The sequence below is a fragment of the Nocardioides marmoraquaticus genome (assembly GCF_054777915.1).
In genome coordinates this window covers 146,348-172,544 of record NZ_BAAHAA010000007.1, presented here as the reverse complement: position 1 = coordinate 172,544, position 26,197 = coordinate 146,348, and the positions used below count along the sequence as shown (strand labels likewise).

Here is a 26,197-nt window from a genome sequence, read left to right as displayed (position 1 = left end):
CCCCTACGACCGGGCGTCGTGGCGCGCCAGCGCCTCGAGCCGGGCGTTGTACGCCGCGAGCTCGGCGTCGCCGTCGCGGTCGGCCCGGGCATCGCCGCGCGAGGCGGTGCGCTTGTCGCTGACGAACCACTGGCCCAGCAGGATGAGCAGCACCAGGACCATCGGCACCTCGCCGAGCGCCCACGCCAGCGAGCCGCCGACGTACTGGTCGCGCAGCAGGTCGGGCGACCACGGCCGGTCGAGCAGGGAGTAGAAACCCTCCCCCAGCACGGTCGTGGAGCTCATCACCGCGATCGAGAAGAACGCGTGGAACGGCACCACCACGAGCAGCAGGCCCAGCCGTGCGGCGTGCGGCAGCCGGCGCGGCAGCGGCGCGTCGCCGACGAGCACCTCGAAGAACAAGAACCCGACGAGCAGGAAGTGCAGCTCCATCAGCACGTGGCCGAGGTGGTTGAGCATCAGCGCCTCGAACAGCCCGGTGAAGTAGATGCCGTAGAGGCTGGCCACGAAAAGCACCGAGGCCACCAGCGGGTGGGTCACGAAGCGCGAGAAGCGCGAGCGCAGCAGCCCGGCCAGCAGCTGACGCGGCCCGGCGCCACCGGGCTCGTCGGAGCCCGGAAGCGCCCGCAGCGCCAGCGTGACCGGCGCGCCCGCGACCAGGAAGATCGGGGCCACCATCGACAGCAGCATGTGCGTGACCATGTGGTAGCTGAACGCGACGTGGGAGTACGCCGCGATCCCACCCGTGGTGGCGTAGGCGACGATCGCGAGCCCGACGAGCCACGAGGCGGTGCGCAGCACCGGCCAGGAGTCGCCGCGGCGACGCAGCGCGCGCAACCCCGCGACGTACGCCACGAGCCCGAGTCCGAGGACCGCGAGGCCGAGGCCCGAGGGGTAGAAGCCGAGCAGCAGGCGGCCAGCGGTGGGCTCGGGCGGCAGCGGGCCGCCGACCAGCGACTCCGCGAGGGTCGGGTAGAGCTCGCCCACGGGCGTGGGGGTGACCGAGAGAGCGACGCCCAGGCCGATGGCGGTGCAGATGACGACCGCCTCGAGGCCGGCCAGGCGGAGCAGCATCGGCTTGCCCTCCCCGCCGCGGACACGCGCGCGGAGCCGCGCCGCGATCACGGCGACGACGACCAGCGCGAGGACCTTGGCCAGGACGGTGCGGCCGTAGGCGGTGCCGACGAGGTCGTCGGCGCCGTCGAGTCGCACGGCGGCGTTGACGACGCCGGAGACCGCCACCAGGGCGAAGCACCAGGCGGCGAGCGGGGAGAACCGGCGGGCGGCGCGCTGCTGCTTCTCGCCCCCGGCACCCAGGTGCCAGACCAGGGCGACCACGCCGCCCGCCCACACCAGGGCCGGCAGCACGTGGAGCAGCAGGCTGACGGTGGCCAGGTCGTGGCTGCCCGAGGAGGCGGTGTGGCCGGTGAGCACCGGGGGCACGACCGCGACGACCGCGAGCGCGAGCACCGCGCCGGCCTCGCGCGCCCGCAGGGCCCATCGCGACGCGAGCGCCACGGCGAGCACGAGCAGCAGCTGCACGAGCAGCGCGCGTCCCTGGGGCGCGCCCAGCGAGATGTCGAGGACCCGGCCCGGACCCTGCTGCCAGGCGGGCACCGCGAAGAGCGCGGAGGCGCTGAGCGCCACCTGGACCAGCACGGCCAACGCCCAGAGCAGCGCCCAGGTGCGGGTGCGGCTGACGGCGCGGAAGGCCACGCCCTCGAGGTCGTCGTCGGGGCGCAGGCTGACCAGCGCGGGCACCAGCAGCGAGCCCACCACGACCACCGCGAGCAGCTGGCCCAGCACCTCGGCGACCGGGAGCCCCCAGGTGGTCAGCACCCCGGGGTCGGGCAGCCCGTCGGGCACCGGGGCGGCGGCGCCCCCGAGGCCGACCACGACCAGGGCCGCCGCCAGTGCCGCCGGGACCGCGGCCAGGGCCAGCGAGCGCTGACGGGCGCGGCGTGCCGACCGGTTCGCGGCGGCGACGGTCGGGTCGGGGCCCGGGGTGGGCGCAGGGGTGGCTGGAGCCGTCGAGGTCATCGGGCGCGCCGGCGTGACCAGAGCACGAGAGCGGCAGCGGCGGCCAGCAGCACGGCCGCGAGCACGACGTGCTCGGTGTGGGGCGGCCAGAGCCCCTCGTCGTCACCGGCCGTGACGGCACCCTGGGTGGTCTCGGCCGAGGCCCCCGGGCTCGCCGAGGCGTCCGTTCCAGGGCTGGGCGTGGCGCTCGCGGAGGTGCTGACGGTGGCGCTGGGGGTGGCGCTGGGGGCGGGCTGCTCGACCTCGAAGGCGATCTGGCCGGTCACGGCGTGGCCGTCGACGGAGACCACGCGGTAGGCGGCCGTCCAGCGCCCGGCCGGGGCCCCGTCGTCGACCCGGGCGGTGACGACGTTGGCGTCGACCTGCGCCTCACCCTCCGCGACCCGCTGGCCGCCTGCGGTCACCACGACGAAGGCCGGCTCGCGGATGTCCTCGTTGAAGGTGAACGACACCGTCCCGGGCGCGGCCGCGAGGGTGGCGCCGTCGGCGGGGTCGCTGCCGGTGAGGCTGGCGTGGGCGGAGGCCGGGCCGACACCGACGACCAGGGCCGCCAGCGCCACCAGGGGCGCGACCAGCAGGGACAGGACGGTCGCGCGGGTGCGGGTCACAGCAGGGTCCTCCAGTAGGTCCAGAAGCGGACGAGGGCGAGCACGACGACGAGCAGGTACCAGGCCACCAGCAGCGACCAGCGGTAGGTCCACAGGCGGCCGATGCCCGAACCGCTGTCACGCAGCGGCCGCAGCACCGACCAGATCGCGATGGGGGCCGTGGACGCCCACACCACCATGCACCACGGGCACAGCGCCCCGATGCGGTAGAGGCTCTGGAAGGCGAGCCAGTGCACGAAGGCCCAGCCGGCGAGCGCCCCGACGGCGAGCCCGGCCTGGACGACCCGCGACGGACGGGTGCCCGTCAGCTGGACGACGCCGATCGCGACGACCGCCCCGAAGGCGGCCAGGCCGATGATCGAGTTGGGGAAGCCGAAGACCTCGGCCTGCTCGGTCACCATGACGGAGCCGCAGGAGAGCACCGGGTTGAGGTCGCAGCTCGGTCTGAACGAGGGGTCGGCGAGGAGCTTGAACTTGTCGGCCGTCAGCGCGAAGGCGGCGCTCAGACCGGCCAGGCCGAGCAGCACCAGCTGCAGGCCGTGCCAGCGCATCCGCCGGGCCGCCCCGTCGGTGTCATGACCGTCGTACGTCTCGTCGACCTCGTCGACCGCGGCGGGGGGCGCCGCCCCCACGCCGGCCGGGTCGACGGTGGTCACGCCGCGGCCTCGTCGACGGCCTGCTGCAGCTGCTCGGGCGTGCGGGCCTCGGTGACCTCGCCGTCGACCATCACCGTCGGGGTGCTGTTGACGCCGTCGTCGCCGGCCTCGTCGGTCACCTGCGCGACCCAGTCGTCGTAGGTGCCGTCGGCGATGCAGGACTTCGTCTGCGCCTCGTCGGCGCCGGCGTCCACGGCGATCGCGAGGATCTCCTCGTCCGTCAGGCCGGGGCCGGACTCGGGCGACTGCTGCTCGTACATCGCCTTGTGGAACGCCGCCCAGGTGTCGGTGCCCTGCTCCATCACGCAGGCCGAGGCGTTGGCCGCGCGGCTGGAGTAGTCGTCGGTGGCGGGGCTGTCGAGGAAGGAGATGATGCGGTACTCGACGGCGACGTCACCGCTCTCGGCCAGCTCGGTGAGCTTGTCGCCACTGGCGGTCTCGAAGGCCTTGCAGGCGGGGCACTGGAGGTCCTCGAAGACCGTGATGGTCGTGTCGGCGTCGGCGTTGCCGACCACGAACCCGCCGTTGCCGTTGACGGCCTCGGGCACGACCTCGGCCTGGCCCGCGCCGCGCGCGTTGAGCACGGCGACCGTCACGAGGAGGACCGCCACGACGGCCGTCAGCGCGATGGCACCCTGGATGAGCGCGTTTCGGCGCTTCTCCTTGGCCCGCTGCTGCTGCATCATCGCGCTGCCGCGGCGCCGGGTGTCGTCGCTCGCGGCCTGGGCCTTCTTCTTGTTGGACACGGGTCTCCTGCTCGTGGTGGTCACCTGGCTGGCGGGGCCTTCGGGGCGCGCCGGTGGCCGTGCCGGGCATGTGCCTCCCGGTCGGCAAACGCCTCCCATGGTAGACGCGCGGCCAATCGGGTACGGCGAACCGCCCGGCACCCCGAAGGGTGCCGGGCCGCCGGACGAGAGGGCCCCTCGCGGGACCGGCCGCAGCAGGTGCGGATCAGCGCGCGAAGCGGATGGTGTGGGTGCCGCTGCCGCCCGTGGAAGCGTCGATGAGGCCCACGTGAGGGAGTCCTCATCGAGCCCTCCCGCATGCGGGCACGCCCCGGTGGCTACCTACGAGGCATGAGCCACGAAGCAGACCGTGAGCGCGATGACCGTCGGGACCACGACGAGCACGAGGGCGGCGGTGCGGTCTCCGAGGTCGCCAACCTCGGTGACGGCACCCCGATCGACCCCGACCAGGCCGTCGGCGGCGCCCCCGACCCCGAGGTCCAGGAGGGCAAGCAGGGCCCCAACGCCCGCACCGGCAACCACGAGCCCGGGAACTGAGCCGTCAGCCGAGCCGACCCCTCCCGTTCGGGGTAAGGGCCCTCCATGAGCCAGACACCTGACGACGAGCAGCAGGAGGGCGCGGTCTCCGAGGTCGCCAACCTCGGCGACGGCGAGCCCATCAGCCCCGACCAGTCGGTCGCGGGCGCCCCGGGCGACGAGTCCGAGGGGGTGCAGGAGGGGCGCCAGGGACCCAACGCCGTCACCGGTGACGAGAGCGAGCCCGGTCGCGACTTCGGCGAGCGGGCCGAGCAGCGGGGCCACCAGGACCCCGTCGAGACCGACGACGGCGACTGAGCCGGGGCGTCGTACCCTCGGGGTCATGGTCGACTTCCGTCCTGTCACCCGCGACCACGTGCTGACGGCCATCGAGCAGTACGACGCCGCGACGGGCGAGGTGCTCGTCGCGCTGGTCAGCCAGTCCGACTCCACGCACGTGCTGCGGCACGCCGGACGCCAGTATGACGCGAAGGTCGTCGCCGGACTCGCCTACATGAGCGCCACGCGCGGCGCGGCGTCACCCGACGAGCTGTTCACCGGCCGTCACAACGCTGGCGAGGTCCTGCCCGACCTCGGCTTCGACCTCACCCTGCCGCCGCCCCCACCGCCGCCGGAGCCGCGGCCACGTCGCTCCGCTCCCCCGGCGACCCGGCCGCGGTCGACCGCCAGCGGGGTGCGCAGCAGCGTGCCGCTGACGGCCAAGCGCCCGGTGCGTCAGGAGCCGGTCGCGAAGATCTGCCCGACCTGCTTCCTGGCCTTGCCCGCCACCGGGATCTGCGACACCTGCGACTGACCGCACGGGTCCGGGACCTCGCTCCTGTCCGGCGTCACCACGGCCGGGCGACGAGCCCCCGTCTCACGGGACGAGGACGCCCGGGTTGAGGATGCCGGCGGGGTCCAGCGCCTGCTTGACCGCCCGGAGCACCCGCACCCCGACCGGTCCGACCTGGCGCTCGAGCCAGTCACGGTGGTCGGTGCCCACGGCGTGGTGGTGGGTGATCGAGGCGCCCGCGGCGACGATGGCGTCGCTGGCGGCGGCCTTCGCCCGCAGCCACTGGGTGACGGGCTCGTCCGCCTGCGGAGCGGCGACGGTGAAGTAGAGCGAGCACCCCGTCTCGTAGACGTGCGAGACGTGGCACAGCACCAGGGCGGACCCACCCAGGCTCCCGGTCAGCGCGGCAGCGACGTCGGCGTGCAGCCGCTCGACGTTGCTCCAGAACGTGGCCGTCTCCAGCGTCTCCACCAGGACGCCGGCGTCGAGCATGGAGTCGCGGAGGTACGGCGCGGCGAAGCGCCCCTCGTGCCAGTGGCGACCGCGCTCCTCCCCCAGCGGGGTGCCGCCGAGCGCGACGAGGACCTCGCCCACCTCCGCGCGGCGACGCTCCACCGCGTCGCCCTCGTGGCCGACGATCATCACGCAGCCCGGGGCGGTCTCGCCGCCGACGTCGGACTGGCTCGCCAGGTTGACGGCCGTCTCGTTCTCGTCGGACAGACGAAGGATCGTGGGCAGCAGCTGGCGCTGGGCCAGGTGTCGCATCGCCTCGCGTCCGGCGGCGAACGACTCGAAGCCCCAGGCCTCGTGGACCTGCTGGGTCGGGGCGTGGCGCACGCGCACCGTCACCTCGGTGATCACCCCGAAGGCGCCCTCCGAGCCGAGCAGCAGCTGTCGCAGGTCTGGGCCGGCGGCGTCGGCGGGCGCGCTGCCGACGACGAGGTCGCCGACGGGCGTGGCGGCTCGCAGGCCCACCACCATCTGGTCGAAGCGACCGAAGCCCGCGCTGTTCTGCCCGCTGCTGCGGGTGGCGGCGAAGCCGCCGATGGTGGCGAACTCGAACGACTGCGGGAAGTGCCCGAGGGTGAGCCCGTGCGCACCCAGGGCGGCCTCCGCGTCCGGGCCCCGCATGCCGGGCTGGAGGGTCGCGGTCATCGAGGTGGTGTCGACGTCGAGCAGGCGATCGAGCCGCCCCAGGTCCAGGCTGACCACCCCGGCCCGACCCGCCCGGGCCGCCACCAGGCCACCGGTGACCGAGGTGCCGCCGCCGAACGGCACGACGGCGACGCCGTGGGCGTGCGCCCACGCCAGCACCGCGGCGACCTCGTCGTGCGACCCCGGACGGACGACGGCGTCCGGCGCGTCGCCCAGGTCACCGGACCGGGCTCGCAGGAGGTCCGGCGTCGACTTACCGCGCGTGCGCAGCCGCCGGGTGGCGTCGTCGGTCGCCACGTGCTCGGACCCGACCGTCTCGCGCAGTGACTCCAGCAGGTGCTCGGCCAGCTGCGCGGCGGGCAGGGTCACGACCTCGCGTGCCGGGCTCGGGACGGTGTCGAAGACGGCCTCGACGAGGGCCCGGGTGGCCTCGGGCAGCGGGCCGGCCGCACCGGCGTCGCCCCACCGCTGCGGATGCATCTCTCGACTCACGAGATACAGTGTGACACGTGCCGTCCACGTGTAACACCGATCGCCTGCTCGATGCGGCCCGCGAGGTGATCCTGACCGTGGGGCTGCGGCGCGCGACCCTGACCGACGTCGCCCGCCGGGCGGGCGTGTCCCGCACGACCGTCTACCGCGCCTTCCCCGACATGCAGTCGATCCTGGCCGAGCTGATGACCCGGGAGTGGACGGCCGAGGTCCAGCCCACGGCGGACGCGCAGCCGCCCGACGGCGACGGGGCCGAGACCCTGGCGCGTCGCTTCGTGGCCGTGGTCTCCGCGCTGCGGGCGAACCCGCTCTTCCGTCGCATCGTCGACGTCGACCCCGAGCAGCTGCTGCCGTACCTCGTCGACCGGCGCGGTCGCACCCAGGACCTCGTGCTGGACCTGCTCGGTGAGCGCATCGCCGCAGGACAGGCGACGGGCGAGGTGCGTGACGGCGACCCGACGCTCCTCGCACGGTCAGTGCTCCTGGCCGCCCACGGGTTCACCCTGTCCGCACACACCATGACGACCGACGACCTGACGCAGGCCGATCTCGACGCCGAGCTCGTGCACCTGGTCCAGCGGTACCTGGCCCCGTGAGCCAGTTGCAGGCCGGCCTGGCCGGCGCTCCCCGCTCCGTCGACGTGCTCGTCGTCGGCCTCGGGGTCACCGGCGCCGGCGTCGCCCTCGACGCGGCCGCACGCGGCCTGAGCGTGCTGGCCGTCGACGCGCACGACGTCGCCTTCGGCACGTCGCGATGGTCGAGCAAGCTCGTCCACGGCGGGCTCCGCTACCTGGCCCACGGCCGGGTCGGGGTCGCGCGCGAGAGCGCGGTCGAGCGAGGCGTGCTGATGGAGACGACGGCGCCCCACCTCACCCGGACGCTCCCGATGCTGCTGCCCCTGACGCCCGGGGTCTCCCGGGCCCACGCCGCCCTCGCCGGCGCCGGGCTGGTCGCCGGCGACGTGCTGCGCCGTACGGCGGGCACCAGCGCGAGCACGCTGCCCCGCACGCGGCGGGTCGGCCCCGACGAGGCGGTGCGGCTGGCGCCCGGCCTGAGGCGCTCCGGGCTCCGCGGCGGGCTGCTGGCCTTCGACGGCCAGCTCGAGGACGACGCACGCCTCGTCACCTGTCTCGCCCGCACGGCGGCGCACCACGGCGCCGAGGTCCGCACCCGCTCGCGGGTCCTGACGGCCACCGGCACCCGCGCGACGCTGCGCGACGAGCGCACCGGACGCACCCACGAGGTCGCGGCCCGCGCGGTCGTCAACGCCACCGGGGTGTGGGCGGGGTCGGTCAGCCCCGACGTCCGGCTCAAGCCGTCACGGGGCACCCACCTGGTGCTGCGGTCGTCGTCGGTCCCCGGCCTCACCGCCGCCCTGACCATCCCGGTCCCGGGCAGCACGAGCCGCTTCGTCCTCACGCTGCCCCAGCCGGACGGCACGGTCCACGTCGGCCTGACCGACGAGGAGACCGACGGGGACGTCCCGGACGTGCCGCAGGGCACCGAGGCCGAGATCGGGTTCCTGCTCGACGTCGTCGACACGGTCCTGGAGGTCGAGGTGCGTCGACCCGACGTCGTCGGCACCTACGCCGGCCTGCGTCCCCTGCTGCAGGCGGGCGGGGAGACCGCCGACCTGTCGCGCGAGCATGCCGTGCTCATCTCGCCCAGCGGCGTCGTCACGGTCGTCGGCGGCAAGCTGACGACCTACCGCCGGATGGCCGAGGACGCCGTCGACGCCGTCGGCCTCGCGACCGGACCGTGCCGGACCCGCACCCTGCCCCTCCTGGGCGCGGCGACGCGCGAGCACCTGGCGCGCCTCGCCGCACCACCCCGGCTCGTGCGTCGCTTCGGCACCGAGGCCGCGCTCGTCCTCGCCACTGCCGTCGAGGTCACCGGCCTCCCCGAGACCGAGCTGCTGGCCCCCGGCCCGCAGGGCGTGACCCTGGCCGAGCTCGTCTTCGCCGTGACGCACGAGGGCGCAACCGACGTCGACGACCTGCTCGACCGCCGCACGCGGGTCGGGCTCGTCCCGCAGGACCGCGCCCGGGCCGAACCGATGGCCCGGCGAGCCCTCGGCCTCGCCGCGGCCACCGTCAGCGGCTCAGAGCCGTGACTGGATCCCGGCGAGGAGCTGACGGGCCGCGACGATGCGCTGCACCTGGTTGGTGCCCTCGTAGATCTGGGTGATCTTGGCGTCGCGCATCATCCGCTCGACCGGGTAGTCGCGGGTGTAGCCGTAGCCGCCCAGCACCTGCACGGCGTCGGTCGTCACCTGCATCGCGGTGTCCGAGGCGAACGCCTTGGCGGCCGCACCGAAGAAGGTGAGGTCCTTGTCGCCGCGCTCGGAGCGACCCGCGGCGGCGTACGTCAGCTGGCGTGCGGCCTCGACCTTGATGCCCATGTCGGCCAGCAGGAACTGCAGGCCCTGGAAGTCGGCGATCTTCTTGCCGAACTGCTCGCGCTCCTGCGCGTAGCCGAGGGCGTGGTCGAGGGCACCCTGGGCGATGCCGACCGCCTGGGCCGCGATGGTGATGCGGGTGTGGTCGAGGGTGCGCATGGCGGTGGCGAAGCCCGTGCCGACCTCGCCGATGATGCGGTCGCCGGGGATCCGGACCTGGTCGAGGTAGACCTCCCGGGTGGGCGAGCCCTTGATGCCGAGCTTCTTCTCCGGTGCGCCGAACGACACGCCCTCGTCGGAGCGCTCCACCACGAAGGCCGAGATGCCGCCGCGGGTGCGCTTGTCGGCGTCGGTCACCGCCATCACGGTGTAGAACTCCGACTCGCCCTCGCCCGGGCCGGCGTTGGAGATCCAGCGCTTCGCGCCGTCGAGCACCCAGTCGTCGCCGTCGCGCACGGCGCGCGTCTTCATGCCACCGGCGTCGGAGCCCGCGTCGGGCTCGGAGAGGCAGTAGGAGAAGCCGCCGTCGCCGGCCGCCAGCCGGGTCAGGTAGCTCTTCTTGAGCTGCTCTGAGCCGGCCAGCTGCACCGGCAGCGAGCCGAGCTTGTTGACCGCCGGGATGAGCGAGGCCGAGGCGTCGGCGCGGGCCACCTCCTCGATCACGATCACGGTCGCCAGCGCGTCGGCACCGGCCCCGCCGTACTCCTCGGGCACGTGGGGCGCGTGGAAGTCGGAGGCCCGCAGGGCGGCGAGCGCCTCGCTCGGGAACCGCGCCTCCTCGTCGACCGCCGCGGCGAACGGCGCGATCTTGTCGGTCGCCACCGCCCGCACCGCCTCGCGGATGGCCTGGTGCTCCTCGGACAGGGCGTACATCGGGTGACCGTCGCTCATGCCGCCGATGTTAACGATCGTTAGCGTGGGGCCAACCGGCCAGTCCCACCCCCGGCTGCGTGACCTGCAGCACGTCGGCACCGGCCGCGCCCGCGTCGTGCAGCGCGCGCACCAGCAGCGCCTCACGGGTGCCCGGCGGGGCCGTCGGCGCGACGACGTCGCCGACGTACGTCGCCCGCTCCCCCGCGAGGTGCACCAGCGCGACGGCGACCGCGGTGCGGCCCTCGAGAACGGCGTACGCCGCCCACCCCGGCGCCTCGGCGCGGTCGGGCAGCTCGTCGAGCAGGACGCCCACCTCGACCCCGTCGGCGTGCAGCCGTCGGACGACCTGACGACCGACGCCCCAGCCCACCTGCTCCACGAACGGCGCGAGTGTCGACGGCTCGACGAGGCCGGTCAGCAACGCGGTGGGCACGCCCTCGAGCCTAGGTCGCGCCGAGGGAGGACACTGGAGGCATGACCGCCGACTGGCAGGACCCCGAGGCCGTGAGCCTGATGCTCGACGACTGCGAGACCTGGGCCGTCGTGGGCCTGTCGACCGACCGCACCCGCACGGCCTGGTCGATCGCCGAGCTGCTGCAGTCGCGCGGCAAGCGCATCGTGCCGATCCACCCCGACGCGCCGACGGTGCTCGGCGAGCAGGGGTACGCCGCCCTGGCCGACGTGCCGTTCCCGGTCGACGTGGTCGACGTCTTCCGTCGCTCCGAGGCCGCCGGCGACTTCGCCGACCAGGCGGTCGCGATCGGCGCCCGCGGCGTGTGGTTCCAGCTCGGCGTGGTCGACGAGGCGGCCTTCGGCCGCACCCGGGCCGCCGGGGTGCCGATGGTGATGGACACCTGCCCGGCGATCGAGTGGCGCCGGCGGGGCCAGTGACCGGGCCGTGACGGGCGAGCTCGACCTGCGACTGCGCCCCGGTCCGGGGCTGCCGCGCGGCCTCGTCGTGCCCGCCGCCGATCTCGTCGAGCGGTTCTCCCGCAGCTCGGGCCCGGGCGGCCAGTCGGTCAACACCACCGACAGCCGCGTCGGTGTCGAGCTCGACCTGACGGCGACACGGGCCCTCGACGACGCCCAGCGCGCCCGGGCGGTCGGCCGGCTCGGGGCGGTGCTCGTGGTCACCGCCTCCGAGCACCGCTCGCAGCACCGCAACCGGCTGGCCGCGCGCGAGCGGCTGGCCGACCGGCTCCGGGATGCCCTGGCACCGCCGCCGCTCACCCGCGTCCCGACCAAGCCCACCCGCGGCTCGCAGCGTCGCCGCGTCGAGGGCAAGCGCCGCCGCTCGGACGTCAAGCGGCTGCGGGGCCGGGTCCGCGACGACTGACGACCCGCCTCTCCCCCCGCCCCCCGAGGCACGAGCACCCCAGGGCACCGCCCCCGGGGCACGAACACCCCAGGACACCGCCCCCGGGGCACGAACACCCCAGGACACCGCCCCCGGGGCACGAACACCCCAATACACCGCCCCCGGGGCACGAACACCCCAGGACACCGCTCCCTGAGGTGCGAGCGGAGCGAGCCACGAAGGGCGCGACCTCCGCGCGAGGGGAGCGAGCCACGAAGGGCGCGACCTCCTCCCGCCGGTCTAGGGCCGTCGGTGGAACCTGATGGTGCCGTCGGGGAGGCGTTCGTGGTGGTAGGCGGGGTCGTGGACGCGGCGGTGGTGGGGGCCGCAGAGGAGTCGTCCGGTGTGGGTGTCGGTGGTGCTGCCTTGGGACCAGGGGGTGTCGTGGTGGGCGTGGCACTTCGCGGCGGGGACGTCGCAGTGCTCGGCGGTGCAGCCGCCCTGGGTGGTGCTCAAGGCGAGTCGTTGGGCCTTGGTGTGGAGGCGTCGGCTGCGGCCGAGGTCGAGGACGTGGGAGGCACCGTCGAGGACGGCGGGGACCAGCTTGTGGCGGCAGGCGAGGCGTCGGGCCTCGCCTGCGGAGATGCGGTGTCCGGTGTCGAGGATTGCGACGCCGGCGGTGTCGAGGGCGGCGACCAGGTCGTCGCGCTGCAGGGTGACGACGATGGTGGCGTCGCCGCCGGCGGTGGCGGGCAGGTCGCAGGCCGAGAGGCGTTCGAGGAGCTCGCAGAACGCCTCGCCCCGACGGACGGTGACGGGACGGGTGTCGTGCGGGTCGGTGTCGTGCGGGTCGGCGTCGGTCGCGGTGGTCTCGACAGGCTCGACCGACGATCGAGTGGTCTCGGCAGGCTCGACCGACGGACCGTGCTCGCGCAGTGGCGACATGATGGCGTCGAGGGCCTTTGTGAGCATGGCGCCGTGCAGCTTGGGGATGCGGAAGCGGCCGTGGGTGAGGCCTTGGTGGTCGGTCCAGATCTTGAGGGTGGTCTTGCGCGCCGCGCGGGCTTCGTCGGCCTCGAGGAGCCGGCCTTCGTAGGCATCCGCGGCCTCTGGTGCGATGACGGCGTAGAGGCGTCGGCCGAGGTGGTCGAGGTCGCCGGCGTCGTGGTGCCGTGCGAGATCGACGAGGTGGGCCTCCGCGGCCTCGCGCTGGTCGCCGTCGACCGCGAACTCCCCGGTGACCGGCAGCAGGTCCAGCGACCGCTTGATCGCGCGGGCCTGGTCGAGCGACACCCGCCCGGTGGCCATGGCGCCTGCGAGGTGGGGCATGGCGTCGTCGCATGCCTGGGCGAGGCGGAGGTCGGCGCGCGCGAGGTTGCGGCGGGTGCGGGTGTGGCGGGCGTACCAGTCGGCGGTCGTCTTGTCGCCGGGGTCGAGGATCGAACCGTTGCGCTCGGCCTCCGCCATCACCGTCAGTCGCAGGGCGTCGAGCTGCGCCTGGGCGGTGGCGAGGTCGAGCAGGGTCTCGCGCAGCTCCTCGGCCCGCATCGCCCACACCGGTCGGGCGGACGGTGCGGCGAGCTGGTCGAGCCGGCGTCGAAGGCGGCGGGTGAAGTCAGCGACAGGGTGGCGCGGCACGTCAGACGGGTCGGCGGACCCCACGGTGGTGGGGGTGTCGTCGGTGGTGCGGGCCATGCCCCATCCTACGACTGCGATGACGCATTCGAACAGGTGTACGACAGCATGTGGACGGCCTTCTGGCGGTCAAGGCGCGAGGCCGTGCGAGGGCAGTCGAGCCCCTCGATGGCGCCGTCGCCGGCTCACCGGGTCTCGCGGCCCTCGCCCAGGGGCTCGGTCGGGCACCTCGACCATCCCCACGCCACCGGCCCGCTCCTGGCCGGTGGTCGAGGTGCGAGGGCCGCCAGGCCCGAGCTGCGAGACCCGGCGACGTACCCGCCCGCTCAGGCCCGGGCTGATGGGGCCGCCGTCACCGGCTCCCCGGGTCTCGCGGCCCTCGCCCAGGGGCTCGGGCACCTCGACCATCCCCCACGCCACCGGCCGCTCCACCCCGGTGGTCGAGGTGCGAGGGCCGCCAGGCCCGAGCCGCGAGACCCGTCGACGTACCGATCACGGAGGCCCCGACGCGGAGGCCGGGCCTAGAAGCCGGTACGCCGCTGCGACCCGCGAGCGGCGTCGCGGACGGCCTGGCCCTTGGCGTGGGCGGCGTCGCGCAGCGAGGCCTGGAAGTCGACCATGCGACCGCGCAGGTCGTCGTCGGCGACGCCGAGGATGCGGGCCGCGAGCAGGCCGGCGTTGCGGGCGCCGCCCACCGAGACCGTCGCGACGGGCACGCCGGCGGGCATCTGCACGATGGAGAGCAGCGAGTCCATCCCGTCGAGGTGCTTCAGCGGCACGGGGACGCCGACGACGGGCAGCGGGGTGACCGAGGCGAGCATGCCGGGCAGGTGGGCGGCTCCCCCGGCGCCGGCGACGACGACGCGCAGGCCGCGCTCGGCGGCCGAGCGGCCCCAGGCCAGCATCTCGTCGGGCATCCGGTGGGCCGAGACGACGTCGGCCTCCCAGGTGACGCCTAGCTCGTCGCAGGCCTCGGCGGCGGCCTTCATCACGGGCCAGTCGGAGTCCGACCCCATCACGATCCCGACCAGCGGCTCGGTGCTCACTCGCTCTCCTCCCCCAGGTCGCCGGCGAACCAGGCGGCGGCGTGCCGCGCCCGCTCGAGGCAGTCCTCGAGGTCGTCGCCGTAGGCGTTGACGTGTCCGACCTTGCGACCGGGTCGCAGGCCCTTGCCGTACAGGTGCACCCGCAGCCGCGGGTCGCGCGCCATCGCGTGCGGGTAGCCGTCGTACAGCCGCCCGGTCTCGCGCTCGCCGCCGAGGATGTTGACCATCACCGTCCACGGCTCGCGGGCGTCGGGCGCCCCGAGCGGCAGGTCGAGCACGGCCCGCAGGTGGTTCTCGAACTGGCTGGTCACGGCGCCGTCCTGGGTCCAGTGACCGGTGTTGTGCGGACGCATCGCGAGCTCGTTGACGACGACGCGCCCGTCACGGGTCTCGAAGAGCTCGACCGCGAGCATGCCCGTCACGTCGAGCTCGCCGGCGACCCTCATCGCGATCCGCTGGGCCTCGAGGGCGAGCTCCGGGTCGAGGTCGGGCGCCGGGGCGACCACCTCGTGGCAGATGCCGTCGCGCTGGGTGCTGGCGACGACGGGGTACGCCGCCACCTGGCCGGAGGGCGAGCGGGCCACCATCGCGGAGAGCTCGCGGCGGAAGTCGACGAGCTCCTCGGCCAGCAGCTCGCGGCCCTGCTCGGTCGCGGCGGCCACGGCCGCCTCGGCGTCGGCACGGCTGCGGACGAACCACACGCCCTTGCCGTCGTAGCCGCCGCGGGTCGTCTTGAGCACGCAGGGCAGCCCGAAGGCCTCGACGTCGTCGACGGAGCCGACGCGGGCGTGGCGGGGGCACGGCACGCCGAGGGCACCGAGGCGGTCGCGCATCACCGCCTTGTCCTGCGCGTGCACGAGGGCCTCGGGGCCGGGGTGGACGGCGACCTGCTGGGCGAGCGCGCGCAGGTGGTCGGTGGGCACGTGCTCGTGGTCGAAGGTCACGACCGCGCAGCCCTCGACGACCCGCTGCAGCGTGGGCAGGTCGGTGTGGTCGCCGACGACGTGGTCGGGGACGACCTGCGCGGCGCTGACGCCCTCGGCCTCGGCGAGCAGCCGCAGCGGCAGCCCCAGCGCGGCGGCGGGCTCGGCCATCATCCGGGCCAGCTGGCCGCCGCCGATGACGGCGACGGTCGGGGCGAGGGCAGCGGTCTCGTCAGCCACGGCCCGGAGCCTATTCCACGCGGCACCCGCCGCCGGTCGGGCGTCGTAGGCTCCGGCCATGACACCAGCGGCAGCGGGGGCACCCGGAGCGGCCGAGCGGCAGTCCTACGTGCTCGTCGACGGCGAGAACATCGACGCCACCCTCGGCACCTCGATCTTCGGACGCCGACCGCACCCCGACGAGCGGCCGCGCTGGGAGCGGGTGCTCGACTACGTCACCCGCGAGTGGGGCCCGCCCGCGCGGGGGCTGTTCTTCCTGGCGGTCAAGGACGAGATGCCGATGAGCTTCGTGCAGGCCCTCGTCGCGATCGGCTACACGCCGGTGCCGCTGCGCGGCGGCCCGCAGGACAAGGTCGTCGACATCGCGATCCAGCGCACCCTCGACGCGCTCGCCGACCGCGACGACGACGTGGTGCTGGTCAGCAACGACGGCGACTTCCTGCCCCAGCTCGAGGCTCTCGTCGGCACCCGCCGGGTCGGCCAGGTCGGCTTCGAGGAGCTGCGCCACCACGGCTACCGGTCGCTCGAGCGCCGCGGCATGGAGTTCTTCGACCTCGAGCGCGAGGTCGGCGCGTTCAACACCACGCTGCCCCGCCTGCGGGTCATCGAGATCGACGACTTCGACCCCGTCGACTTCCTGTAGGGCTCCGGGCCGGCCTCACGCGCGGCTCAGGGCCGCCGCGTCGGTCGTACGGCGACCGGCTGCAGCTCGCCGAACCCCCGCACCGGTCGCGCGGGCAGGGTGCGGGTCTCGTAGCGCTCGCCCGGCAGCACCTCGGCGGTGTGCACGTCGGTGATCACTCGGTTGCGACGGGCGACGTTGGTCAGCCGCGAGGCGAGGTTGACCGCGGGCCCGTAGACGTCGCCCATGCGCATGGTCACCGAGCCGGTGACCAGCCCGAGGCGCACGTCGGGCAGCTTGGGGTCGCGGCCGATGACCTGCACGACGTCCCAGGCGATGTCGACGCCGTCGGCGGGCGTGGGGGCGAGGAAGAGCACCGAGTCGCCGAGGGTCTTGACGACCCGGCCGCGGCGCCGCGAGACCACCTCGTGGGCGCGGGACTCGAAGACCTCGACGAGGTCGCCGATCTCGTCGTCGCGCAGCCGGTTGGTCAGCGCGCTGAAGCTGACCAGGTCGGCGAAGCCGACCGTGGCCTCGACGTGCTCGTCGTCGTCGCCGCTCGCGGTGGCGCCGCTGGTGCGGGCCACGGCGGCGACCAGGTGGCGACGCCAGACGTAGCCGAGCAGGACGTCGAAGTCGGGCCCGATCTGCTGCGCCAGCCGCAGCACCTCGGCGTCACGGGCGCCGGCGTCGGCGTGGCCGACCGCGCGCTCGACGTGGGAGACGAGCGTCGCGACCTCCCAGTCGGCGAGCCGGTCCATCGTCTGGCCCACCGCCCGGGTCATCCGCACCACGGTGTCGAAGTCGAGCTCGGTGTCGCCGAGCAGCCGGGCCACCCGGTTGAGGGCCGCCTCGTCGGCCTCGCTGAACGCCGCGGCCTCGCCCGTGTCGGGGAAGCCCAGCGCCCGCCACAGCCGTCGCGACTGCTCGCGGCTCAGGCCGGCGGTGCCGGCCACCTCGCTGCCGGTGCGGTCGGGCACCGCGCCCAGGATGGCGCGCTCGAGGTCGTCGGGAGAGGTCATCGCGCCCTCACCGGGTCTGGTGCAGCAGCTCGGACACGTGCCGCTGCACCTCCTCGACCCGGGGGATGTCGTGCAGCTCGAGAGCCAGGTCACCGGCGTCGGAGACGACCAGGGTGCCGCAGCCGAGCACGCGGTCGAGCAGGTCCTTCTCGTAGGAGATGTCGCTGATGCGCGAGAGCGAGATGTCGTGGCCCCGCCGGGTCAGCACGCCCTCACGGGTGATGAGCCGGCGGTCGGTGAAGGTGTAGGTCGTCGTCAGCCAGAGCACGAACGGCCAGGCGCAGCGCCACAGCACGAGCACCACCGCCACCACGGCGACCACGGCGCGCCACAGGCCCGCCTGCTCGCCGCTGGGCAGCGTCAGGAGGAACCCCGCCAGACCCGCCACCACCACGAGCGTCAGCGCGGGGAGCAGCAGCGCCTTGACGTGCGTGCGGGTGCTGACCACCACGGACTCGCCGTCGTTGAGCAGCCGGGGGGAGATCGCCACGCGCCGATCATGCCACCGAGCGCGCGGCTCAGGCGGACGGTTGCGGGCGCACGTGCACCACGTCGCCCGCCCCCAGGCGCTCCTCCCCCGCCGCGGTGCGCACCACGAGCCGCCCGTCGGGGTCGACGTCGAGGGCCGTGCCCTCGAGCTCGCCCCCGGGCAGCACCACGCGTACCTCGCGGCCGGGGGTGGTGCACAGGGCGAGGTAGTCGTCGCGCAGCGCCGCGTCGCCCGCCCCGTCGACCCCGGGCCCGCCGGCCCAGGCGTCGTACGCCGCTGCCAGCCGCCGCAGCAGCGCCGAGAGGAGCGCCTCGCGACCCACCTCGGCGCCGCCCAGCGCCAGCGAGGTGGCGGTGTCGACCGGCAGCTCGTCACGACGCTGGTGCACGTTGAGCCCCACGCCGACGACCGCCGCCGCCCGCCCCTCGTGCTCGACGCGCTCGAGCAGGATGCCCCCGACCTTGCCCTCGGCCTCGCCCAGCAGCACGTCGTTGGGCCACTTCAGCGCGACGGCGACACCGTCGCCGGCCACCTCTCCAGCCGCGTCTCGCACGGCCCGGGCGGCGGCCACCCCGGTCAGCAGCGGGAGCCACGCCCACCGCTCGGGGGCGGCGTCGGGCTCGAGCAGCACCGAGACGGTCAGCGACGACCCGGGGGCGACCACCCACTCGCGGCCGAGCCGACCGCGGCCCGCGCTCTGGTGCTCGGCCACCAGCACCAGGCCGGCACGCTCCCCGGCGCGGTACCGCTCGCCCAGCGCGACGTTGGTCGACGTCACCTCGGCGGCGACCTCGAGACGCCACCCGTCGGGCACGGCCACCCCTGCGGCGTCGAGAGGTGGGCGGGGGTCCGCGAGGGCGCTCATGGCCACTACATTGACGCACGCACACGACGTCGGCCACCGTCGGCCGGCAGTGAGGAGCGCGCGGTGAGTGCAGCACCCGGTGAGGGGACCGACGTCCCCGAGTCGATCGACATCCACACCACGGCCGGCAAGCTGGCCGACCTCGAGCGCCGCATCGACGAGGCGGTCCACGCCGGCTCGGCCAAGGCGGTGGAGAAGCAGCACGCCAAGGGCAAGATGACCGCCCGCGAGCGCATCGAGAAGCTCTTCGACGAGGGGTCCTTCGTCGAGCTCGACGAGCTCGCCCGCCACCGCAGCGTCGCCTTCGGCCTCGAGAAGAACCGGCCCTACGGCGACGGCGTGGTCACCGGCTACGGCACCGTCGACGGCCGCCAGGTGTGCGTGTTCTCGCAGGACTTCACCGTCTTCGGCGGCAGCCTGGGCGAGGTCTACGGCGAGAAGATCACCAAGGTGATGGACCTCGCCATCAAGACCGGCTGCCCCATCATCGGCATCAACGAGGGCGCCGGCGCCCGCATCCAGGAGGGCGTCGTCTCGCTCGGCCTGTACGGCGAGATCTTCCGCCGCAACGTGCACGCCAGCGGCGTCATCCCCCAGATCAGCCTGATCATGGGCTCGTGCGCCGGGGGCCACGTCTACTCCCCCGCGGTCACCGACTTCACCGTGATGGTCGACGGCACCTCCAACATGTTCATCACCGGCCCCGACGTCATCAAGACCGTCACCGGCGAGGACGTCACGATGGAGGACCTCGGCGGCGCCCGCGCCCACAACACCAAGTCGGGCAACGCCCACTACATGGGCTCCGACGAGGACGACGCCCTCGACTACGTCAAGGCGCTGCTGTCCTACCTGCCGCAGAACAACATGGAGGACCCGCCGGCGTACGCCGAGCACGCCGACCTGGAGCCCACCGACGACGACCGGGCGCTCGACACCGTCGTCCCCGACGGCGCCAACCAGCCGTACGACATGAAGGACGTCATCACCGGCGTCCTCGACGACGGCGAGTTCCTCGAGGTCATGGAGTTGTTCGCCCCCAACCTCGTCGTCGGCTACGGCCGCGTGGAGGGCAGGAGCGTCGGCGTCGTCGCCAACCAGCCGCTGCAGCTGGCCGGCACCCTCGACATCGACGCCTCCGAGAAGGCCGCTCGCTTCGTGCGCACCTGCGACGCCTTCAACATCCCGGTGCTCACCTTCGTCGACGTGCCCGGCTTCCTGCCCGGCACCGACCAGGAGTGGAACGGCATCATCCGCCGCGGCGCCAAGCTCATCTACGCCTACGCCGAGGCCACCGTCCCGCTCGTCACGATCATCACCCGCAAGGCCTATGGCGGCGCCTACGACGTCATGGGCTCCAAGCACCTCGGCGCCGACATCAACCTGGCGTGGCCCACCGCCCAGATCGCCGTGATGGGTGCGCAGGGTGCCGCCAACATCGTCTACCGCAAGGAGCTCAAGGCGGTCGCCGACGAGGGCGGCGACGTGGAGGCCCGTCGCGCCGAGCTGATCAGCGACTACGAGGACACGCTGGCCAACCCCTACGTCGCCGCGGAGCGAGGCTACGTCGACGCCGTCATCGCGCCGCACGAGACGCGCGCCGAGGTGGTCAAGGCGCTGCGGCTGCTCGCGAGCAAGCGCGAGACGCTGCCGCCCAAGAAGCACGGGAACATCCCGCTGTGACGGCCGCCGAGACCACCACGCCCCTGCTGCGGGTCGTCAAGGGCGACCCCACCCCCGAGGAGCTCGCCGCCCTGGTCGCGGTCGTCGCGGCAGCCGCCTCCGGTGGCGAGGAGCCGCCCGCCCCGCGCCGCTCGGAGTGGTCGGCGCGCCACCGTCTGGTGCGGACACCGCTGCAGCACGGCCCGGGGGCCTGGCGGGCCAGCGCGCGCTGATGGCCTCTGTCCCCCGACTCGTCCTCGCCTCGCAGTCGCCCGCCCGGCTCGCGACCCTGCGGGCGGCGGGGCTCGACCCCGAGGTCGTGGTCAGCGGCGTCGACGAGTCGACGGTCGAGCTGACCGACCCGCCCGACTACGTCGCGCGGCTCGCGCGGCTCAAGGCCGTCGCCGTCGCGGCCGAGCGGCGTGGGGCGCTCGTGGTCGGGTGCGACTCGGTGCTCGAGCTCGACGGCGAGATCCTCGGCAAGCCCCGCGGCGAGGCCGACGCGGTCCAGCGCTGGCAGCGGATGCGTGGACGCACCGGCGTGCTCCACACCGGCCACTGCGTCATCGACACCCAGCGCGAGGTCTGGATCGGACGCTCCGCCGCCACCCAGGTGCGCTTCGCCCAGGTCAGCGACGACGAGATCGCGGCGTACGTCGCCACCGGCGAGCCGCTGGCCGTGGCCGGCGCCTTCACCCTCGACGGCCTGGGCGGCGCCTTCGTCTCCGGCGTCACGGGCGACCCCCACAACGTGGTCGGCATCAGCGTGCCGCTGCTGCGGCTGATGCTCGACGAGCTCGGGTTCGCCTGGACCGACTTCTGGGTCCGCCGCTGAGGCTGCTGCGGAGCGCTACTCGACCGGGAGGCCGAGGCCGCGGGCGATGAGCATGCGCTGCACCTCGGAGGTGCCCTCACCGATCTCGAGCACCTTGGCGTCCCGGTAGAAGCGGGCCACCGGGTACTCCTCCATGAAGCCGTAACCGCCGAAGACCTGGGTCGCGATGCGGGTCGCGGTGACCGCCGACTCAGTGGCGTAGAGCTTGGCGACGGCCGCGGCCTGCTTGAACTGCTGGTACGGCGCTCCGGCGTCCTTCAGCGCCGCGGCGCGGTAGGTGAGCATGCGGCTCGCGTGGAGCATGACCTCGAGGTCGGCGACCTGGAACGCCACGCCCTGCTTGCGGCCGATCGGACCGCCGAACGTCTGCCGCTCGCCGGCGTACTGCACGCTCATGTCGAGGCACGCCTGGATGCAGCCGACCGAGAGCGCGGCGATGGCGACACGGCCGTCGTCGAGGGTCGCCAGGAACTGGGCGTAGCCGCGGCCCCGCTCGCCGAGCAGGTGGTCCTCGGGCACGGTCGCGTCGCTGAACGACAGCGGGTGGGTGTCGGAGGCGTGCCAGCCGAGCTTGTCGTAGGCCTTCTCCGCGACGAAGCCGGGCGTGCCGCTCGGGACCATGATCGCGGAGATCTCGGGCTTGGTGCCGCCGTCGGGCGTGGTGCGCTCACCGGTGCGCGCGGTCACGGTGACGACGCTGGTGATGGACGAGCCCGAGTTGGTGATGAACTGCTTGGCGCCGTTGACGACCCACTCGCCGCCCACGAGCTCGGCCTTGGTGCGGGTGGCCCCCGCGTCGGAGCCCGCCCCGGGCTCGGTGAGGCCGAAGCCCGCGAGGGCGCGACCGGCCACCAGGTCGGGCAGCCAGCGCTCCTTCTGCTCGGCCGTGCCGTAGGTGAGGATGGGGTTGATGCCGAGCCCCACGCCGGCCTGCAGCGTGATGCCGAGCGACTGGTCGACGCGCCCGATCTCCTCGATGGCGACGCAGAGGCTGGTGAAGTCGCCGTCGGCGCCGCCGTACTCCTCCGGCGCGGTGAGCCCGAAGAGACCCAGGTCGCCCATGGCGTGCACGACGTCGACCGGGAAGCGGTGCTCGCGGTCCCAGTCGGCCGCGTGGGGGGCGATCTCCTTCTCGGCGAAGTCGCGCACGACCCGGCGGAACTGCTCGTGGTCCTCGGAGATCTCGAAGCTCATGACGCCACCCTAGTCGCCGACGTTAACGATCGCTAACCTCGCTCGCCGGCCCGGGCGCGGACCGCGGCCGTGAGGCGCTTGAGGGTGCGCTGCAGGTCGGCCAGCACGTCGGGGTCGAGCCCCAGCGACTCCTCCACCGCGCACTGCACCTCGGGGACGCGTCGACGCAGGTCGGCGCCCGCCCCGGTCAGGCGCAGCTCGACCACCCGCTCGTCGCGCGCGGCACGGCGTCGCTCCAGCAGGCCGGCGGCCTCCATGCGTCGCAGCAGCGGGCTGAGGGTGCCGTGGTCGAGGTCGAGCCGGGCCGCGAGCTCGCCCACCGTGCGGGTCTCCTCGACCGGGAGGGCGAGCAGCACGAGGTACTGGGGGTAGGTCAGCCCCAGCGGCTCCAGCAGCGGCCGGTAGAGCCCCGTCACGGCACGCGAAGCGGCGTACAGGTCGAAGCAGACCAGCTCGTCGACGGTGCGCACGACGTCCACCTCCTGGGGTCGGGCCTTGAACTCTACCTCGTGAACGATTATGTTGTGCACAACAGAGTTTCCCACTGATGGAGGTCACCCCGATGCCCACTCGCTCCGCCCGCACCGCCTGGAACGGCTCCCTGCAGGAGGGATCCGGCCAGGTCGAGCTCTCCAGCTCCAAGGTCGGCACCTACGACGTGTCCTTCCCGAAGCGCGCGGCCGACGAGGCCGGCGGCGCCACCAGCCCCGAGGAGCTCATCGCCGCGGCCCACTCCGCCTGCTACGCGATGCAGCTCTCGGCTCTCGTCGCGGAGGCCGGCGGCACCCCCCTGAGCCTCGACGTGTCGGCCGACGTCTCGCTCGGCCCCGACGAGGCCAACGGCGGCTTCAAGCTCACCGGCATCACCCTCACGGTCGTCGGCGAGGTCGAGGGCCTCGACGCCGACGGCTTCGCGAAGGCCGCGCAGGCCGCCAAGGAGGGCTGCCCCGTCAGCAAGGCGCTGACCGGCGTGGAGATCACCCTCGACGCGTCGCTCGAGGGCTGACCCGCACGCAGACCGGCCCCGCACGCGCGGCGATCACGCCGCGCGTGCGGGGCCGTCGTGTGCCCGTGCACCGGCTCAAGCGGCGCGACCCAGGGCGCGCAGCTCCCAGTCGGCGGCGCCCCACACCTCCCGGTCGAGCACGTTGCGCCCGTCGATGACGCGACGGTGACGCACCCAGCTCGCGACGACCTGGGGATCGAGGGCGCGGAACTCGGTCCACTCCGTCAGCAGCAGCACGAGGTCGGCGCCCTGGCAGGCCTCGTCCACGGCGTCGGCGTACGACAGCTGCGGCGAGCGGGCGGCGGCGGTGTGCCGGGCGGCGGGGTCGAAGACGACGACCTCCGCCCCGCGCAGGTGCAGCTGCTCGGCGACGTCGAGCGCAGGCGAGTCCCTCACGTCGTCGCTGTCGGGCTTGAAGGCGGCCCCCAGCACGGCGACCCGGCAGTCACGCATCCGGCCCCCCAGCATCTCGTGGGCGAGGTCGACGGTGCGCTGGCGGCGTCGGGTGTTGATGTCGTCGACGTCCTCGAGGAAGGCGACCGAGCGACCCAGACCCAGCTCGTTGCAGCGCGCCTGGAAGGCCCGGATGTCCTTCGGCAGGCAGCCGCCGCCGAAACCGAGGCCGGCCCCGAGGAACCGCCTCCCGATCCGCACGTCGTGACCGAGGGCCTCGGCGAGCTCGACCACGTCGGCGCCGGTGCCCTCGCAGACCTCGGCCATCGCGTTGATGAAGCTGATCTTGGTGGCGAGGAAGGCGTTCGCCGACACCTTGACGAGCTCCGCGGTCGCGAGACCGGTGGTCAGCAGCGGCGTCCCCTCGGCGAGGGCGTGAGCGTAGACCTGCCGCATCACCCGCTCGGCACGCGGTGACGCCCCGCCGATGACGATCCGGTCCGGCAGCAGGGTGTCGGCGACCGCGAACCCCTCGCGCAGGAACTCGGGGTTCCAGACGAGCTCGACTGCGGCACCCGACCTCGCCCGTTCGGCCAGCTCGGCGCGCAGGCGTGTCGCGGTGCCGACGGGCACCGTCGACTTGCCCGCCACGACGGCTCCGTCGGCGAGGTGGGGTGCCATCTCGCGCACCGCGCCGTCGACGTACGACGTGTCGGCGGCGAGCAGACCGGCTCGCTGGGGCGTCCCGACGCACACGAAGACCACCTCGGCGTCGGCGACCGCGCCCGGGAGGTCGGTGGTGAACCGGAGCCGGCCGGTCTCGACGTGCTTGCGGAGCATCGGCTCGAGGTCGGGCTCGAAGAAGGGCACGCGGCCCTCCGAGAGCATCGCGACCTTCGCGGGGTCGGTGTCGACGCCGACGACGTCGTGGCCGAGCTCGGCCATGCAGGCGGCGTGGGTGGCACCGAGGTATCCGGTGCCGACGACGGCGAACCTCATGCGGTCACCTCCGTTGCGCGAGCAGTGACCAGCGAGGCGGCGGACGACGTCGTGGGTGCGGCGACGAGCGCCTCGACCTCGACGTCGTCGCGCGTCCCCCACCCGGTGTTGCGGCAGGTGAGCATCGCGTACAGGCGCAGCGGCCGCAGCACGAACCACGCCCAGAGCAGCACGGCCGGGGCCAGGGCGACCACGAGCAGCCGGTCGCGCGTGCGCTGGTCGGAACGCCGTACGGCGAGGTAGCGCAACGCGGAGGCGTAGCACAGGGCGACGGGGACGACGAAGAGCTGCCACGTCAACGACGTGCCGAGCCAGATCGGACCGACGACGAGCACCAGGGTGGTCAGGACCGTGCCCAGCGCGAGGCGGAACAGGTCGAGGAGCTCGGACCAGAAGGCATAGCCGGACAGCGGCAGGTACCGCATCCGCCAGAAGCTGCGGATGAACCACCCGCGCATCCACCTCAGGCGCTGACGCACCAGGAAGGCGACGTTCTCGGGGTGCCACGTCAGGGTGATGGCGGTGGGCTGCTGGACCGTACGCCCGCGCTCGATCGCGAACATCGTCAGCAGCGAGTCGTCGCTGTACTCGACGTGCCGGCCCAGGAACTCCTCCGAGAGATAGGCCTGGGTGTTGTCGAGGCAGACCGCGGAGCGGTAGAACGCGAGGCGGCCGCTGTTGACCGTGATCTGCCGGCGCACGTTCTGCGCGCTGCGGGTGATGAGCTGCCACTGGATGTGGAGCAGGTCGCTCAGTCGCGTGAGGAGGTTGTGCTCGGTGTTGAGCCCGACATTGATCCCCCCGACCGACTGCACCCGGTGGTCGGCGAAGGGCTTGAGCCCCTCCTCGACGGCCCGGCTGTCGAGGACCGAGTCGGAGTCGACCGTGACGAACACGTCGACGGCGGGCGACGCGCGGAAGCCCGCCACCTGGGCGTGCCGCTTGCCGGCGTTGTCCTGGCGCAGCCACACGACGTCGACGCCGACCTCGCGGCCGAGCCGCTCGAGCTCGCTGCGGACCTCGGCGTAGTGAATGGGCCGGTCGGTCGCCTTGTCCCGCGACCCGTCGTTGACCACCACGACCACCTGCGGTCGCCGCGTCTGGTCGAGGAGCGAGACCAGCGCGCGGCGCAGGATGGGCTCGTCCTCGTTGTAGACCGGGACGACGACCGCGACGCGGAGCCCGGCGAGCATCTCGTCCTGCGCGGTCGTCGTCACGTAGGGCCGCTCCCACCACGCCATCACGAGCTGCTGACCCATGAGGAGGAACATCACCGTGAAGAGCACGGGGTAGGCGGCCTGGTAGGAGACGGCGCCGGCGACGACCGAGAGGTGGTGGACGGCCCAGGCGCAGACCGCGCCCGTCACCAGCAGCGCCACCCCCTGGCGCCACCGGGCGGAGGAGTAGATCGCGTCGGGGCGGCGCGCGTCCGGGTGCGACGCCAGGCGCGGCGTCGACGACGGCGTGGTCGCCGTGCGCTGGCGCGGGATCTCGATCTCCGCACCCTGGCTCGGGAGCGGTCGCGAGTGCTCGAGGCGCTCGTGCGGCTCAAGGGACGTTGTGGTGGTGGTGTCGCGGGTCATGAGCTGATCCCCGTTCCTCGGCGGAAGAGCAGGCGGCAGGCGATGACCGCGAGGGCAGTCGGCACGGCGAGGGCGGCGAGGAGCCACAGCTCGAAGGACATGGAGTTC

29 protein-coding genes are annotated in these 26,197 nt (G+C 73.9%); 12 read left to right on the top strand and 17 right to left on the bottom strand.

What is annotated here, in order from left to right; translation table 11 throughout:
* Positions 1-3: 3 nt before the first annotated feature.
* From ACYU8I_RS07720 to ACYU8I_RS07705, 4 genes are read right to left on the bottom strand one after another with little or no spacing between them, the layout of a single operon-like run.
* Positions 4-2,040, bottom strand: a complete 2,037-nt coding sequence (locus ACYU8I_RS07720) for a cytochrome c oxidase assembly protein (RefSeq protein ID WP_460839178.1) — start codon at positions 2,038-2,040, stop codon at positions 4-6.
* Positions 2,037-2,648, bottom strand: a complete 612-nt coding sequence (locus ACYU8I_RS07715; protein WP_460839176.1) for a copper resistance CopC family protein — start codon at positions 2,646-2,648, stop codon at positions 2,037-2,039. The genes ACYU8I_RS07720 and ACYU8I_RS07715 overlap by 4 nt, the downstream gene beginning before the upstream one ends.
* Complete coding sequence (locus tag ACYU8I_RS07710) at positions 2,645-3,304, bottom strand: vitamin K epoxide reductase family protein (RefSeq protein ID WP_460839173.1); 660 nt, start codon at positions 3,302-3,304, stop codon at positions 2,645-2,647. The genes ACYU8I_RS07715 and ACYU8I_RS07710 overlap by 4 nt, the downstream gene beginning before the upstream one ends.
* A complete protein-coding gene (locus ACYU8I_RS07705; RefSeq protein WP_460839170.1) occupies positions 3,301-4,050 on the bottom strand; it encodes a DsbA family protein in 750 nt (249 codons plus the stop codon). The genes ACYU8I_RS07710 and ACYU8I_RS07705 overlap by 4 nt, the downstream gene beginning before the upstream one ends.
* A 330-nt stretch (positions 4,051-4,380) precedes the next feature.
* Here ACYU8I_RS07705 and ACYU8I_RS07700 point away from each other — a divergent pair, with 330 nt between their 5' ends.
* From ACYU8I_RS07700 to ACYU8I_RS07690, 3 genes are read left to right on the top strand one after another with little or no spacing between them, the layout of a single operon-like run.
* Positions 4,381-4,587 carry a hypothetical protein gene (locus ACYU8I_RS07700; protein WP_460839168.1) on the top strand — a complete coding sequence of 69 codons (207 nt, stop codon included), beginning with the start codon at positions 4,381-4,383 and terminating at the stop codon, positions 4,585-4,587.
* Between the two features lie 45 nt (positions 4,588-4,632).
* Entirely contained in the window at positions 4,633-4,884 is a 252-nt protein-coding gene (locus ACYU8I_RS07695) for a hypothetical protein (protein WP_460839166.1), read from the top strand.
* Positions 4,885-4,909: 25 nt separating this feature from the next.
* Positions 4,910-5,380 carry a hypothetical protein gene (locus ACYU8I_RS07690; protein ID WP_460839163.1) on the top strand — a complete coding sequence of 157 codons (471 nt, stop codon included), beginning with the start codon at positions 4,910-4,912 and terminating at the stop codon, positions 5,378-5,380.
* Positions 5,381-5,443: 63 nt separating this feature from the next.
* Here ACYU8I_RS07690 and ACYU8I_RS07685 read toward each other — a convergent pair whose 3' ends face one another.
* Positions 5,444-7,006 (bottom strand): FAD-binding oxidoreductase, encoded by a 1,563-nt coding sequence (locus tag ACYU8I_RS07685; RefSeq protein ID WP_460839162.1) that lies wholly within the window; start codon positions 7,004-7,006, stop codon positions 5,444-5,446.
* A 17-nt stretch (positions 7,007-7,023) separates the two neighbouring features.
* Between ACYU8I_RS07685 and ACYU8I_RS07680 the strand changes: the two genes are divergently transcribed.
* Positions 7,024-7,602: a TetR/AcrR family transcriptional regulator gene (locus ACYU8I_RS07680; protein ID WP_460839158.1), complete on the top strand. Its 579-nt coding sequence runs from the start codon at positions 7,024-7,026 to the stop codon at positions 7,600-7,602.
* Positions 7,599-9,119: a glycerol-3-phosphate dehydrogenase/oxidase gene (locus ACYU8I_RS07675; RefSeq protein ID WP_460839156.1), complete on the top strand. Its 1,521-nt coding sequence runs from the start codon at positions 7,599-7,601 to the stop codon at positions 9,117-9,119. The genes ACYU8I_RS07680 and ACYU8I_RS07675 overlap by 4 nt, the downstream gene beginning before the upstream one ends.
* Here the strand turns inward: ACYU8I_RS07675 and ACYU8I_RS07670 are convergent.
* Entirely contained in the window at positions 9,108-10,295 is a 1,188-nt protein-coding gene (locus ACYU8I_RS07670; RefSeq protein WP_460839154.1) for an acyl-CoA dehydrogenase family protein, read from the bottom strand. The two genes, ACYU8I_RS07675 and ACYU8I_RS07670, sit on opposite strands and share 12 nt — an antisense overlap.
* Positions 10,296-10,305: 10 nt before the next feature.
* The gene (locus tag ACYU8I_RS07665) at positions 10,306-10,710 is read right to left on the bottom strand and encodes a hypothetical protein (RefSeq protein WP_460839152.1); all 405 of its coding nucleotides are present in this window, start codon (positions 10,708-10,710) and stop codon (positions 10,306-10,308) included.
* Positions 10,711-10,751: 41 nt separating this feature from the next.
* Between ACYU8I_RS07665 and ACYU8I_RS07660 the strand changes: the two genes are divergently transcribed.
* Positions 10,752-11,168, top strand: coding sequence for a CoA-binding protein (locus ACYU8I_RS07660; RefSeq protein WP_460839151.1), 417 nt, complete (start codon positions 10,752-10,754; stop codon positions 11,166-11,168).
* A gap of 7 nt (positions 11,169-11,175) precedes the next feature.
* Complete coding sequence (gene arfB / locus ACYU8I_RS07655) at positions 11,176-11,613, top strand: alternative ribosome rescue aminoacyl-tRNA hydrolase ArfB (RefSeq protein ID WP_460839149.1); 438 nt, start codon at positions 11,176-11,178, stop codon at positions 11,611-11,613.
* A 261-nt stretch (positions 11,614-11,874) separates the two neighbouring features.
* Here the strand turns inward: arfB and ACYU8I_RS07650 are convergent, their stop codons facing one another.
* The 3 genes from ACYU8I_RS07650 to ACYU8I_RS07640 all read right to left on the bottom strand — a co-directional run bounded on the left by ACYU8I_RS07650 (position 11,875) and on the right by ACYU8I_RS07640 (position 15,418).
* Positions 11,875-13,269 carry an HNH endonuclease signature motif containing protein gene (locus ACYU8I_RS07650; protein ID WP_460839148.1) on the bottom strand — a complete coding sequence of 465 codons (1,395 nt, stop codon included), beginning with the start codon at positions 13,267-13,269 and terminating at the stop codon, positions 11,875-11,877.
* Positions 13,270-13,730: 461 nt separating this feature from the next.
* The gene (purE, locus tag ACYU8I_RS07645; protein ID WP_460839218.1) at positions 13,731-14,318 is read right to left on the bottom strand and encodes a 5-(carboxyamino)imidazole ribonucleotide mutase; all 588 of its coding nucleotides are present in this window, start codon (positions 14,316-14,318) and stop codon (positions 13,731-13,733) included.
* Positions 14,252-15,418, bottom strand: coding sequence for a 5-(carboxyamino)imidazole ribonucleotide synthase (locus ACYU8I_RS07640; protein ID WP_460839146.1), 1,167 nt, complete (start codon positions 15,416-15,418; stop codon positions 14,252-14,254). The genes purE and ACYU8I_RS07640 overlap by 67 nt, the downstream gene beginning before the upstream one ends.
* A 58-nt stretch (positions 15,419-15,476) precedes the next feature.
* On the opposite strand from ACYU8I_RS07640, the gene ACYU8I_RS07635 reads away from it, so the two are divergent.
* Positions 15,477-16,061 carry an NYN domain-containing protein gene (locus ACYU8I_RS07635; RefSeq protein ID WP_460839144.1) on the top strand — a complete coding sequence of 195 codons (585 nt, stop codon included), beginning with the start codon at positions 15,477-15,479 and terminating at the stop codon, positions 16,059-16,061.
* 26 nt (positions 16,062-16,087) lie between these two features.
* Here the strand turns inward: ACYU8I_RS07635 and ACYU8I_RS07630 are convergent, their stop codons facing one another.
* The 3 genes from ACYU8I_RS07630 to ACYU8I_RS07620 are packed head-to-tail and all read right to left on the bottom strand — an operon-like array spanning position 16,088 to position 18,417.
* Positions 16,088-17,062 carry an adenylate/guanylate cyclase domain-containing protein gene (locus ACYU8I_RS07630; RefSeq protein WP_460839142.1) on the bottom strand — a complete coding sequence of 325 codons (975 nt, stop codon included), beginning with the start codon at positions 17,060-17,062 and terminating at the stop codon, positions 16,088-16,090.
* A 7-nt stretch (positions 17,063-17,069) separates the two neighbouring features.
* Positions 17,070-17,552, bottom strand: a complete 483-nt coding sequence (locus ACYU8I_RS07625) for a PH domain-containing protein (protein ID WP_460839139.1) — start codon at positions 17,550-17,552, stop codon at positions 17,070-17,072.
* 28 nt (positions 17,553-17,580) lie between these two features.
* The gene (locus ACYU8I_RS07620) at positions 17,581-18,417 is read right to left on the bottom strand and encodes a biotin--[acetyl-CoA-carboxylase] ligase (protein ID WP_460839136.1); all 837 of its coding nucleotides are present in this window, start codon (positions 18,415-18,417) and stop codon (positions 17,581-17,583) included.
* Positions 18,418-18,522: 105 nt separating this feature from the next.
* On the opposite strand from ACYU8I_RS07620, the gene ACYU8I_RS07615 reads away from it, so the two are divergent.
* The 3 genes from ACYU8I_RS07615 to ACYU8I_RS07605 are packed head-to-tail and all read left to right on the top strand — an operon-like array spanning position 18,523 to position 20,914.
* On the top strand, positions 18,523-20,100 hold the full coding sequence (locus ACYU8I_RS07615) for an acyl-CoA carboxylase subunit beta (RefSeq protein ID WP_460839215.1): 1,578 nt from the start codon (positions 18,523-18,525) through the stop codon (positions 20,098-20,100).
* Positions 20,097-20,312, top strand: coding sequence for an acyl-CoA carboxylase subunit epsilon (locus tag ACYU8I_RS07610; RefSeq protein ID WP_460839135.1), 216 nt, complete (start codon positions 20,097-20,099; stop codon positions 20,310-20,312). The genes ACYU8I_RS07615 and ACYU8I_RS07610 overlap by 4 nt, the downstream gene beginning before the upstream one ends.
* A complete protein-coding gene (locus ACYU8I_RS07605) occupies positions 20,312-20,914 on the top strand; it encodes a Maf family protein (RefSeq protein ID WP_460839133.1) in 603 nt (200 codons plus the stop codon). Before ACYU8I_RS07610 ends, ACYU8I_RS07605 begins: the two co-directional genes overlap by 1 nt.
* A gap of 15 nt (positions 20,915-20,929) precedes the next feature.
* Here the strand turns inward: ACYU8I_RS07605 and ACYU8I_RS07600 are convergent, their stop codons facing one another.
* Positions 20,930-22,108: an acyl-CoA dehydrogenase family protein gene (locus ACYU8I_RS07600; RefSeq protein WP_460839132.1), complete on the bottom strand. Its 1,179-nt coding sequence runs from the start codon at positions 22,106-22,108 to the stop codon at positions 20,930-20,932.
* A gap of 32 nt (positions 22,109-22,140) precedes the next feature.
* The gene (locus ACYU8I_RS07595) at positions 22,141-22,578 is read right to left on the bottom strand and encodes a MarR family winged helix-turn-helix transcriptional regulator (RefSeq protein WP_460839130.1); all 438 of its coding nucleotides are present in this window, start codon (positions 22,576-22,578) and stop codon (positions 22,141-22,143) included.
* A 92-nt stretch (positions 22,579-22,670) separates the two neighbouring features.
* On the opposite strand from ACYU8I_RS07595, the gene ACYU8I_RS07590 reads away from it, so the two are divergent.
* Entirely contained in the window at positions 22,671-23,114 is a 444-nt protein-coding gene (locus ACYU8I_RS07590) for an OsmC family peroxiredoxin (protein ID WP_460839128.1), read from the top strand.
* Positions 23,115-23,189: 75 nt separating this feature from the next.
* On the opposite strand, the gene ACYU8I_RS07585 is transcribed toward ACYU8I_RS07590, so the two are convergent.
* Both ACYU8I_RS07585 and ACYU8I_RS07580 read right to left on the bottom strand, forming a co-directional pair.
* On the bottom strand, positions 23,190-24,506 hold the full coding sequence (locus ACYU8I_RS07585; protein ID WP_460839125.1) for a UDP-glucose dehydrogenase family protein: 1,317 nt from the start codon (positions 24,504-24,506) through the stop codon (positions 23,190-23,192).
* Positions 24,503-26,089, bottom strand: a complete 1,587-nt coding sequence (locus ACYU8I_RS07580; RefSeq protein ID WP_460839123.1) for a glycosyltransferase — start codon at positions 26,087-26,089, stop codon at positions 24,503-24,505. The genes ACYU8I_RS07585 and ACYU8I_RS07580 overlap by 4 nt, the downstream gene beginning before the upstream one ends.
* Positions 26,090-26,197: the final 108 nt, after the last annotated feature.